Annotated in this window: 11 protein-coding genes; 5 read left to right on the top strand and 6 right to left on the bottom strand. The window is 57.9% G+C overall.

What is annotated here, in order from left to right:
• Nucleotides 1–164: 164 nt before the first annotated feature.
• Nucleotides 165–992, bottom strand: a complete 828-nt coding sequence (cheR, locus tag M9827_RS14310) for a protein-glutamate O-methyltransferase CheR (RefSeq protein ID WP_123453389.1) — start codon at nt 990–992, stop codon at nt 165–167.
• 46 nt (nt 993–1038) lie between these two features.
• A complete protein-coding gene (locus tag M9827_RS14305; protein WP_008083695.1) occupies nt 1039–1971 on the bottom strand; it encodes a chemotaxis protein CheV in 933 nt (310 codons plus the stop codon).
• An 82-nt stretch (nt 1972–2053) separates the two neighbouring features.
• Between M9827_RS14305 and flgA the strand changes: the two genes are divergently transcribed.
• The 4 genes from flgA (at nt 2054) to M9827_RS14285 (ending at nt 4641) form a co-directional block, all read left to right on the top strand.
• Nucleotides 2054–2815 carry a flagellar basal body P-ring formation chaperone FlgA gene (flgA, locus tag M9827_RS14300; protein ID WP_250605915.1) on the top strand — a complete coding sequence of 254 codons (762 nt, stop codon included), beginning with the start codon at nt 2054–2056 and terminating at the stop codon, nt 2813–2815.
• A gap of 148 nt (nt 2816–2963) precedes the next feature.
• Nucleotides 2964–3290 (top strand): flagellar biosynthesis anti-sigma factor FlgM, encoded by a 327-nt coding sequence (gene flgM / locus M9827_RS14295; RefSeq protein ID WP_123376398.1) that lies wholly within the window; start codon nt 2964–2966, stop codon nt 3288–3290.
• Nucleotides 3291–3338: 48 nt separating this feature from the next.
• Complete coding sequence (locus M9827_RS14290) at nt 3339–3806, top strand: flagella synthesis protein FlgN (protein WP_250605914.1); 468 nt, start codon at nt 3339–3341, stop codon at nt 3804–3806.
• Nucleotides 3807–3894: 88 nt separating this feature from the next.
• On the top strand, nt 3895–4641 hold the full coding sequence (locus M9827_RS14285; RefSeq protein WP_250605913.1) for a flagellar brake protein: 747 nt from the start codon (nt 3895–3897) through the stop codon (nt 4639–4641).
• Between the two features lie 72 nt (nt 4642–4713).
• Here M9827_RS14285 and M9827_RS14280 read toward each other — a convergent pair whose 3' ends face one another.
• The 4 genes from M9827_RS14280 to M9827_RS14265 form a co-directional block, all read right to left on the bottom strand.
• The gene (locus tag M9827_RS14280; RefSeq protein ID WP_250605912.1) at nt 4714–6099 is read right to left on the bottom strand and encodes an MFS transporter; all 1386 of its coding nucleotides are present in this window, start codon (nt 6097–6099) and stop codon (nt 4714–4716) included.
• A 69-nt stretch (nt 6100–6168) separates the two neighbouring features.
• Nucleotides 6169–7410, bottom strand: a complete 1242-nt coding sequence (locus tag M9827_RS14275; protein WP_250606150.1) for a glutamine synthetase family protein — start codon at nt 7408–7410, stop codon at nt 6169–6171.
• 199 nt (nt 7411–7609) lie between these two features.
• Nucleotides 7610–8302 carry a sensor histidine kinase gene (locus M9827_RS14270; RefSeq protein ID WP_250605911.1) on the bottom strand — a complete coding sequence of 231 codons (693 nt, stop codon included), beginning with the start codon at nt 8300–8302 and terminating at the stop codon, nt 7610–7612.
• Entirely contained in the window at nt 8299–9903 is a 1605-nt protein-coding gene (locus tag M9827_RS14265; RefSeq protein ID WP_250605910.1) for a tetratricopeptide repeat-containing response regulator, read from the bottom strand. The genes M9827_RS14270 and M9827_RS14265 overlap by 4 nt, the downstream gene beginning before the upstream one ends.
• Before the next feature lie 210 nt (nt 9904–10113).
• On the opposite strand from M9827_RS14265, the gene M9827_RS14260 reads away from it, so the two are divergent.
• On the top strand, nt 10114–11463 hold the full coding sequence (locus M9827_RS14260) for a lysozyme inhibitor LprI family protein (protein ID WP_250605909.1): 1350 nt from the start codon (nt 10114–10116) through the stop codon (nt 11461–11463).
• The last annotated feature ends 243 nt before the right edge of the window (nt 11464–11706 follow it).

Raw genomic sequence — 11706 nt, 5'->3', positions numbered from 1 at the left:
CGCGAAGGCGGCTTGTCAGTCGCCAACTGTTTTACTGACAGACCGCTTTCGCGAGCAGGCTCGCTCCCACAGGGGGGGGTGTGGTGTTCGTGGGAAATAAAATAATTGGGGCATAAAAAAACGGAAGGCCTTAAGGCTTCCCGTTTTTTGTATTGCCGCTGCAATCATTTCGCCTGGTAAATGATCCCCGGGCTGCACTGAACCATTTGGTAATGATCCGGCAAACCGTTCAGCGCTTCAGAAGCGCCAAGGAACAGATACCCGCCCGGCTTCAACGTGCTGTGAATGCGCAACAGGATGTCTTTCTTCACTTCGGCAGAGAAGTAGATCAACACGTTGCGGCAGAACACGATGTCGAACTTGCCCAGCGCGGCATAGCTGTCGAGCAGGTTGAACGAACGGAACTCCACCCGGTTCTTGATCGGCGCCTTGATCACCCAGCGGCCCGGCCCTTTCGGATCAAAGTACCGCTGCAAACGATCGGCGGACAAACCGCGACCAATGGCCAGGCTGTCGTACTCACCGGTCTTGCAGTTGGTCAGCATGCTGCCGGACAGGTCCGTGGCAACGATCTGCACGCCCATCTTCAACTGGCCGAGGTTGCTGCGCTCGAATTCGTCGATCGACATCGACAGCGAGTAAGGCTCCTGACCCGACGAGCAGGCTGCCGACCAGATCCGCAGGCGCTGGTTGGGGCTGGCCTTGATCGCTTCAGGCAGCACCTTGTTCTTCAAGACTTCAAACGGATAGGTATCCCGAAACCAGAGGGTTTCGTTGGTCGTCATGGCATCGACCACCTGTTCGCGCAAACCGCTGCGCGGCTGGGTCTGGATGCGCTGAACCAGCTCACCCAGAGACTTGATGCCTTGCTGCTCCATCAGTTTGTTGAGACGGCTCGAGACCAGGTACTGCTTGTTTTCACCGAGCAAAATGCCACAGGCTTTTTCCAGGAAGACCCGGAACTGTTCGAAATCCAAATTACCCGTAGACAATGATGCCGCCTCTTAAATCGTGTTGACCGCCAGGAGCAAAACGCCCCTAGCTGATATCTGCTGCTTTGATCCGGTCGACTACCCGGGATGCCAGGTCATCAGGACGGAACTTGGCCAGGAAGTCATCGGCACCGACTTTCTTGACCATCGCCTGATTGAATACCCCGGACAACGAAGTATGCAGGATGATGTGAAGCTTTTGCATGCGCGGGTCAGCGCGGATCTCGGCCGTCAGTGTGTACCCGTCCATCTCCGGCATCTCGATGTCGGAAATCATCATCAGGAACTCTTCTTCCGGCTTCTTGCCCTCATCGACCAGCTTGCGCAGGTAATCCAGCGCCTGCTTGCCGTCGTTCAGCGCTACTACTTCAACGCCGACCGTCTGCAGGCAGCGCGTGACCTGCTTGCGCGCCACGGACGAGTCATCGACCGTCAAGACACGCAACGAGAGTGCCTTGGTCTGGGTCTCGACATCGACCACGCCCACCGAAATCGCTTCCGGTGTCGGCGCAACTTCGGCCAGCACTTTCTCGACGTCGATGATTTCGACTAACTGATTGTCCACCCGAGTCACAGCGGTCAGGTAATGATCGCGACCCGTGCCCTTGGGTGGTGGATGAATCTCTTCCCAGTTCATGTTGACGATGCGCTCCACCGAGCGAACCAGGAAACCCTGGGTCTTGGTGTTGTACTCCGTGATGATCACGAACGGGTTGTTCTTGTCCTTCAACGCTCCGGAACCGGTGGCCATTGCCAGATCAAGGATCGGAATGGTCGCCCCCCGGATATTTGCCACCCCGCACACGACAGGACTGGACTTGGGCATCAACGTCAGTGACGGGCACTGCAACACTTCCCGCACCTTGAACACGTTGATTCCGTAGAGCTGCTGACCGTCAAGACGGAACAACAACAGCTCCAGGCGATTCTGCCCCACCAGTTGCGTGCGCTGGTTCACCGAATCCATTACACCAGCCATGCCCAGACTCCTACACCAACGCCAAGTGTTGTTGCGACGCACATTCATTGCTAAACGGCACGGCGCTTGCTTTTTAACTCGTATGAACGCTCAAACGACATTTTTTCGACGCCTGACATCGCCCCTCCGCAGAGGGCTTTGCGCGATGTCCGCCATTTGCTGCTTTTTCGCTGGCAGCCCTGCCATTGCTGATGCGGTTACCTTGCCTGACATGCTTATCGGCGTCACTCAGGGCTTTCTTGAGTTCACCGTAGAAGACTATCTGGCTAGCAGTCAAACGGAAGGCCGCTACGAAATCGAAGTAAACCAGCTTGATCCACGTATGCGCATGCCTATGTGCGACAAGGAATTGACAGCGACTTTGGAGAGTCCGGCACGTCCGCTGGGCCGGGTTACCGTCAAGGTCCGCTGCGAGGGGGCCTCGCCCTGGACCGTGTTCGTGCCCGCTCAAGTCCGCCTGTTTCGCGAGATTGTGACCACCACGCGCCCGCTCAAACGGGCCGGGATTATCGAGCCGCAGGATGTGACCTTGCGTGAACGCGACATCAGTCAGATCAATCAGGGTTTCCTGACCTCCGTTGACGAAGCGATCGGGCAGAAATTAACCCGACCAACGGTAGCCGATCAGGTCATTACCCTGGTTCATCTGGAACAAGCAGAAGTCATTCGCAAGGGCGATCAAGTGGTCATTACTGCCCGAAGCGGCACACTCGCTGTGCGCATGCCCGGGGAAGCGCTGGCCAATGGCGGTCTGAAAGAGCAGATCCGGGTGAAAAACCTCAACTCGCAACGGGTCATCAAGGCGCAAGTCACCGCGCCGGGCCAAGTGGAAGTGGCGATGTAGAAAACTGGCGCTGACCCCGGCTGTTCCCTAAACTGTGCCGCAGCAGGACACGCGCCGGCGCATGCAAGGCTCATTGTAAATGTGCCTAAAGTTTTCCAGGGGATGGCCGAAAACATGGCAAGCGTCCAAATTCCCAGAGGTTTTTATCATGGTCATCGATTTCAGCCGTTTGAACAGCTCCTCGTCACTTACGGGCAGTACACGTACCAGCAACGCCAAGGAAACCGCCGAAACCGGCACCTCCGCGCCGCTGAATACCCAGGCCGAAACGGCCAGTACCGCAAAAAGCGGGGAATCGGTACACCTCAGCAATGAGGCTCAACAGTTGCAGAAGGTCACTGACAAGCTGCGCGATCAACCTGCTGTCGACAAAGCCCGTGTGGCCGAGTTGAAAGCCGCGATTGCCGATGGCAGCTATAAAGTCGACAGCAACCGTGTAGCCAGCAAACTGCTCAACTTCGAAGCCCAGCGCTAGGCTTTTGCCGGCGCCAGGCTTTTGGACGCTTAAAACCCAAGGCCAGCCATGCACGACACTAATTTATTGCAATTGATCAACGACGACTTTGCTCCAGCTCAACAATTGCTGGAGTTGTTGCAAACCGAATCCCTCGCGTTGCACGGTCGCGACATGCCGTTGCTGGAAGAAATTCTGGCGCACAAACAGGCATTGATCATTCTGCTTGAACAGCATGGCCGCAAGCGCAGTGAAATCCTCGCCAGCCTCAACCTGCCGACTGATCGTTCAGGTCTTGAGCAACTGGCAAGCCAGTCGAGCATTGGCGAACAGTTGTTGACGCAAGGCGACGCATTGACCGATCTGATCGCTCAATGCCAGGCCGCCAACCTCAAGAATGGCCAGTCGATCCAGATCCAGCAGATCGCCACGGCCAATCAGCTGAAGATCCTCACCGGTGGTGAAGCGCCAGCGCTTTATAACGCCAGCGGTACATTTGCCAAACCCGCCACACCGCGTCCGCTCAGCCAGGCATGAGCCGTTGATGCGCCAGCACTATCTACCCGCGAAACATGCTGGCAAAATGCTGGCTAGTAGTCATATTTTGTCTGGAGATTGATAAACCGTGTCCAACGCCCTCAGCGCGGATGATGCTCCGCAGCCCCCTAAGGTGCTCACCACGCCACTGGAAATCTCCAGCAACCTGCGCCAGCTGCAAGAAAGCCACGATCCGCTGATCATCACCTTCCATGAGCGCAGCCAGCGCTTCCAGAGCTACCTGATCAAAGTCGACCGCGACAGCGCTTCGATCGCACTGGACGAGATGATCCCGCGTGATGGCGAACGCTTTCTGCAGGCCGGGGAGCCGTTCAAGGTTGAAGGTTTTCATGACGGCGTGCGGATTGCCTGGGAATGCACCGGCACGCTGAATATCGAAGAATCCGAGGGCGATCGTTTCTACACCGGCGCTCTGCCGACCGAAGTGGTTTACCACCAGCGCCGCAATGCCTTCCGCGCCGCGCTGAAACTGACCGATCTGGTCAGTGTTGAACTGGGCGGCGAAAAGCTCAAGGCGCCAATCAACGGCAAACTGCTGGATATCTCCGCGACCGGTTGCAAGCTGCGCTTCGAAGGCGATATCACTGACCGCCTGCAACTGGGCCAGGTCTATGACCGCCTGATCGCCCCGCCGCTGTTCGGCAATCAGCCGACCTCCGTCGAACTGCGCTACCTGCACTTCGAAGAAAAACTCAACATCACTTTTGCCGGCCTGCGCTTCCACAACATCAGTGGTCAGGCTGCGCGCAACGTCGAGCGTTTCGTGTATCAGCTGCAACGTGAGGCACGCCGTTTCGACAAAGACGATCTCTGATTCGTTGCGGCCAATAAAAAGGGCAGTCCTTGAGGGGACTGCCCTTTTTTATGCGCGTGGTTTTTGTTCAGTTCAGGGTCTGCCGCCGCTGAGATCGGGCGCAGGTTTGTCATCGCCGCTATCCGGCTCGACTTCTGCCGCAGGCTCTGGCTGAGGCTCGGGTTCAGGCTCGGGAGTCGCCGGCGTTTGCACAGGGTCCTGCACCATCTGCTCCTGCACCACCTGCTCGTCTACCCGAGGATCGAGGGCCGCCACCAGCGGTGAGCTGGACATGCTGTCGGGCATGGCCACGTGATGCAGCGGCGCATCGTCGACCTGATGCAGATTGGTCACCGCTTTCGGCCGGATCCGCCACACCAGCACCAGCGCGAAGAAGCTGAAGAACGCATACAGGCTCTGGCTGCCAAACAACTTCATCAGCACACCTGCCAACAACGGCCCGATGCTCGCGCCAACCCCGTAGGTCACCAGCAGCATCGCCGTCAGCGAAACGCGACGATCGCCTTCGACGTGGTCGTTGGAAAACGCTACCGCCAGCGGATACAGACAGAACTGCACCAGTGAGCACATGAACCCGACAACAAACAAAACCTCCAGCGGCACCTGCGGCAGAATCGCCAACGGCAACGCCGCCACCGCCAGGAACCCGGCAAAACAGCGAATCAGCAGCGCCCGGTCGTAACGATCGGACAACCAGCCCAACGGCCACTGCACCAGCAACCCGGCGAAGATGCAGCTACCCATGAACAAACCGACCTGCTCGGTCGACAACCCCTGCTGCGAGGCATACAGCGGCGCCAGACCATAGAACGAACCGATGATCAAACCGGCCCCCAGCACCGTACTCAACGACTGCGGCACGCGCTTGATAAAGAAGCGTGGCTCCATGGGCGCCGGATGCAGGGGCGCCGGGTGAATCCGTCGAGTCAACGCCACCGGCACCAGACACAGCGCAAAGCACAGCGCGACCAGCATCAGCAGTTCCAGCCCCAGGCCCGGATGCATGACCAGAATCAGTTGGCCGAGCACCAGGCCCAGGTACGAAGCGATCATGTATCCGCTGAACACCAGGCCACGCTGATTGGCGTCCGCCTGCTCGTTGAGCCAGCTCTCGATCACCATGTACTGGCACATCATGCCCAGACCGACGATGGTCCGCAGCACCAGCCACGCCGGCAGCCAATCGACCAGACCATGGCCAAGCACCGCCGCCCCGACGATCCCGGCACAGGCCGAATAAGCACGGATGTGCCCGACCCGGGCGATCAATCGGTGACCGATCTTGCCGCCCAGCACCAGGCCGAAATAGTTGGCCGCCATCAGCGCACCGACCCAGAGGCCGTCGACATTGTCAGCGGCCAGACGCAATGCCAGATAAGTGGATAGAAGGCCCGAGCCGATCAACATCATCAGCGAGGCGAAATACAGTGCTCGAAAGGATTTCCAGATTTGGCGCATCGGCGTTCCGAGCGGCTCCTTGCAGTAAATATCGGGCTACCAGAACGATAGCCCGATGGCGGCGGTACGTCAGGCCTGGGCTGCGAGAACACGCCGTTCCCAGGGAGTGATTTCATCAAAGAAGCTGGTCAACTCCATGGTCTTCGAAGCGATGTAGCCTTCGATGAACTCCTGTCCGAACAGTTCCCTCGCCAATTGGCTACGTTTCAGACGTTCGAGTGCGGCATGCAAGGTACACGGCAGTGCAAGATTGTCCGGCACCGCGAACTCGCCCTGAATCGCCTCGCTCGGTTCCAGTTCATGCTCGATGCCATGCAAACCGGCAGCCAGACTGGCGGCGATCGCCAGATACGGATTCGCATCGGCGCCCGGCAAACGGTTTTCCACCCGACGGGCAACCGGCGAGCTGGCCGGAATTCGCAGCCCGGCCGCCCGATTGTCGTGCGACCAGCACGCGTTGTTCGGCGATGCGTACGGATGGCACAGGCGCTGATAGGAATTCACATTGGGTGCAAACAGTGCGGTGAAGTCGGCCATGCCCGCCTGCTGGCCAGCGATGAAGTGGCGGAACAGCGCAGTCGGTTCACCGTGCTCGTCACTGAAGACATTCTTGCCGCTGCCGATCTCGACGATGCTCTGATGAATGTGCATCGAACTGCCCGGCGTGTGTGCCAGCGGCTTGGCCATGCACACCACGGTCAAACCATGCTTGAGCGCAACCTCTTTGAGCAGGTGCTTGAACAGGAACGTCTGATCGGCCAGCAACAGTGGATCACCGTGCAGCAGATTGATCTCGAACTGGCTGACGCCCATCTCGTGCATGAAGGTATCGCGCGGCAGACCGAGTGCCGCCATGCATCTATAGACTTCGTTGAAGAACGGCCGCAGACCGTTATTGGAACTGACGCTGAACGCTGATTGGCCATCCTCGCGACGCCCATCCAGGCCTACTGGCGGACGGAACGGCTGGGTCGGATCGGTATTCGGCGCGAAGACAAAGAATTCCAGCTCGGTCGCCACCACCGGCGCCAGGCCACGCGCGGCATAACGGGCAATGACTTTCTTGAGCTGACCACGAGTCGACAGGTTGGAGCTTTCGCCGGTCAGTTCATCCGCGTCGCAAATGGCGAGGGCACGCGGCTCGTCACTCCATGGCAAACGATGGATCTGGGTCGGTTCGGCAATCAGAGCGAGATCGCCGTCGTCGCTGCCGTAGAACCGTGCTGCCGGGTAACCGCCCATGATGCATTGCAAAAGCACGCCACGCGCCAGTTGCAAACGCCGCCCTTCGAGGAAACCCTCGGCGGTCATTACTTTCCCGCGTGGCACGCCATTCAGATCCGGCGTAACACATTCAATCTCATCAATGCCGGTCAATCGCTGCGCGAGTGAACGCTGGCCATCGGTTGTCATGACGCAATCCTTGTTATTGTGCGAGCCGCGAACGGCGACCCGTACAAAATAGGCTCCGGCTGTTCGGAATATCAAGCAGCGTCAAACAAAAACTTTTTCACGGCAAATAAAGGCTGAACACCCCGCCGCCAAGCGCTCCGCCATTGCGGATTTCGGTGCGTCCTTCGACACCATTGCGCTGATGCAGCGCCGCGATGCGATTGGCGAAATACAAACCGAGTCCGGTGCTGCCAGTGCTGTGATTGATGCCCTGCACATAATCGGCCTGGCGCTCGAGCATCTCGGCCGGGTAACCGTCGCCATCATCATTGATGCTCAGCACCAGTTGCCCGGCTTCGTCACTGACGGTGATCAGCAGTGATTCTCGAGCATAACGAATGGCGTTGTTGATGCAGTTGCCGAGCACCGATGCAATCAACTCTCGGTCGAAGAAACCCAGCGGGCTCAGCGGATCGACTTCATAGGTAGCGATGATGCCGCGACTGGCGAACACCTCTTGATGCGCCGCCAGTTGCGCCTCGATAAAGTCATCGAGTTCGTGGTACGCCGGTTGCAGCGGCAGCTGGTTGACGCCGAGCTTATACAGCCCGAGCAACTGCACGAGCATGCCGTTGAGGTGAGCGAACTCGAAGTCGATCACGCCCTGCTCCGCGCCTTGGCGCTGGGCCTCGGGCAAGCGCGCCAACCATTGGCTGTGGGCCTGCATGAGCATGGCCAGCGAGTTCTTCATGTCATGGACGGTGGAGGCGATCACCGTGGAAAAATCCAGAGCTTGTTCGTCGTGATTCATTCGCCAAACGCCTTGCTTTTCAGCTTCTGATAACGCGCAAAACGCGCGTCGGTGTCGGGCATCAGGCCGACCATTTTCAGGCAGGCCCGACATTCTTCCAGCTCCGCCGACGGCACACTGGTGTCGGTGCCGTGGAGCAGCGACTGGGCCATGTTCAGCGCGATACTGATGTTCTTCGGTTGCATCTTCAGTGCCTTGCGGAAGACCTCGCGGGCCTCCACCAGGTTGCCGGTCTTGTACACGCGCACGCCCTGACGATTGAGGTCGGCGGCGGCGTTACTGGAACTGAGAATGGTCGGGTCATCGGTGAGCTTGGCGATGTCTTTCATCACTGCCGGATCGTCACCGTAGATCTCCGCACAGCTCTTGAGCATCGAGGTGCCCGCCTCGGCCTGCCCGAGCATCTGCAATTGCTTGGCGACCAGCAGCGCTGCCTCAGGGCTCATGAACTGCTCCATGCCGTCGAGGCGCATCAAGGCTTGCTCGGTGAGCTTGTCCGCCGTCTCGGCATCGTTGAGCAGCAGGCTCGTGGCTTTCATCAGGCGCGCACGAATCTGCAGGCCGGGGTCGGTCGGGTTCTCTTTGGCCACCGCACTGAGCGTGGTGTTGATCTCCAGCCGCGTGCGCGTGTCGAGACCGCGCTCACTGCCTTTGCTGATCAGCGCATGGGCAAGGCCCAGGTTGCTTTCCGGATCCTTGAAGCGCGACTGTGCGCCTTGCGCCACCGCTTGGCGATAAGCGCGCGAAGCCGTGTCGAAATCTTCATTGGCCATCGCCAGTTTGCCCAGCAAAGCTTGCCGGCGCACCGCCAACGGTGACAGGCGAATTGCCTCTTCCAGCACCCGCTGCGCACCCTTGGTGTCCCCCTCGGAAACCAGCACGTCGGCCATGCCGTCATACAGCGCCGGCATCATCGGAAACACCTTCAGAGCTTTTTCGTACACGCCTTTGGCTTGCGCCACCTGACCGCGCTTGAACAGCAACTTGCCCAACCCGGCAAACGCCCACGGCAACGGGCGGTCAGCGATGATGCTGTCGTACAGGCGTTCGAGTGCTTCGTTCTGGTTCATGTCGCGCAGCGCATCGGCGCGATAACGCAGGCACAACGGCGAATAACGAATGTCCTGTTTGCACAAGGCAATGCAAGCGTTGAGCACCTCGACCGGTTTGCCACGGTCGAGGGCTTGCAGAATCGGTTTGAGCAACGTCTTGCGCTGCTCCAGACGCTCCAGGCGCTGGGCCAGGCCGGAGCGGTTGAACGGTTTGGTCAGGTACGCATCCGGCTCGTGCTCGAGGGCACTGAGCACCATGGCCTGGCTGGTCTCGGCCGTCACCATGACAAACACCGCTTCATGGCTGATGAGCTTTTCCGACATCAGGTCTTCGAGCACCTGCTGGCCGTTTTTCTTGCCATCGCCGAGATGGAAATCCTGCAGGATGAAATCGTAGGACTTCTGCGCGCACATCTTCAGCGCCTGCTCACCGGTGTCGGCAGTGTCGACGTCCTTGACCCCAAGCTCACGCAGCATTGAACGCACAGAACTGCGGAAATCCGAGAAATCATCGACGATCAGAAAACTTTTTTGGTGATACGACAGCATCGAAGATTTCCAGGCAATTGAAGTGAGGGCAATTTCAGGCGCGCAGATGATAGCTGGCGGCCAAATGCTATCAAGCGAATTCGCACGACTTTGAAGTCACCGAATGGGTTATCGGCCAGAAGTGCGGTTCCCTGAAGCCAGCGCTTCAAGATTCCTCTGCGAGCATTTACTCTGCGCGCCAGGACAATCTCCCACTACAAGGCTCACATCGTGTACATCAAAGGACGCTGCATCGTGTCCGCCTGCGCGTTGCTGTTTGTTCAGCAGGCAATGGCGGCTGGAATGGATTGCACTAAAGCGGCGAATGCCGTCGAAAACACTGTTTGCGCGAATAAATCGTTGCGTGAACTGGATGCGCAGATGGGTGTGGTTTATCGGGATTTATTCAAGGTATCTGCTCCCGCACAACCTGAGTTCAGGCGCACTCAACGACTGTGGCTGAAAGCGCGCAACGAATGCGCCGAAGACATTTCGTGCCTGGATCAGCACTATCGCGAGCGCCTGAAAGTGCTGCTGGCACAATGGCAGGCAGCCGTTGCCTATCAACCGGATGACCTCGATGAACAGGCGCTGGACGACCTGCAAAAGAGCATTCAAGCCGCCAGTAAAGATGATCCCGAATTTGCTCTGGACCGAGCACTCGCCGCGCTCGCCGTCAAAACAACTGCCGGCGGTTTTCAAGGCGATGCCAGTGAAGAGGATTCGTCGATAACGCACTTTCCGACTGCGCAACCCAAAGGCGTTACTGCCAATGAATGGCGAGCGTTGACCGCTTCGCGGATCACTGACGCTGCCGAAACCGGCCTGACCTCTTACACTTTGCAGGATCTGAATGGCGACGGGCAGCGCGATCTGATTGTGAATACCTACGCCGGGGGCACAGGTCTGTTCACCTATGTGGAAACTTGGCGTCGGGACGGAGAACGGTTCGTCAAACGCTCTGTTGAGCCCGAAAGTTCGCTGTTCTATACCAATGATCGCGGCGCCAATCAGTCAGTGGACTGGATAAGCCTGCGTGGCAAAACTTACGCGGCTTATCGAAACAGCGAGTACGGCGTTGATCGGATCTACTTGCTCAACCCGCTGCAAATCAACGTCCAGGTGCCTACGGTGACAATCCGTTATCACTACGACCTCGACGTGCCCGTTCTTCAACACAAAGATGACGGCAACAGCACGTTTCAACTCGAACCCGATCTGCACCGAGCGCTCAATCTGGCAGTGGCGAAAGTAAATGAAACCGCTGCTATCCCTTCAAAAGAACCGCTCTGCCCTATTCCGGCTACCGGCGCCGGTGAAAACGATTACTACAGCTTTGGCCCGGCGCATTACAGCATTGAAAAAGTAGCCGACCTGCCGGTCTTCATTGGCATGGATTGTTACATCGGCGCCTTGATCGACTGGTTCGGCAGTTACAGCGAAAAGAATGGTTTGTTCGCGCAACTGGCATTGCGAAAACCGGACAGCGATGACGGCAGCCGCACTTACGAAGTCTACGGTCGCCGACACATAACCGAAGTCAGTACCTCAATGGGTAAAATTGAGCTGAACGAAGGTTAAGCGCGCCTCCAGTCTGATGCTGAAGATCAATGATGCAGTCACGGCTCGTCGTAGCAATTCGTCGGCCGAAGCTAATGCAAAAAGCCCCGTCGCAAACTCCACTGCGACGGGGCCTTAATTTTTAACTAGATAATCTTCCCAAACTTTTATGCCGAGCAAACTTTTCCTGCGGACAAAACAAAACCCCAACTGCTTTCGCAATTGGGGTTTCGGAATTTAATCTTGACGATGACCTACTCTCAC

The sequence above is a fragment of the Pseudomonas sp. AKS31 genome, from assembly GCF_023634765.1.
In the GTDB taxonomy this organism is placed as follows: domain Bacteria; phylum Pseudomonadota; class Gammaproteobacteria; order Pseudomonadales; family Pseudomonadaceae; genus Aquipseudomonas.
The sequence above is the reverse complement of the archived record's forward strand: the minus strand, read 5'-3'. Positions and strand labels throughout refer to the sequence as shown.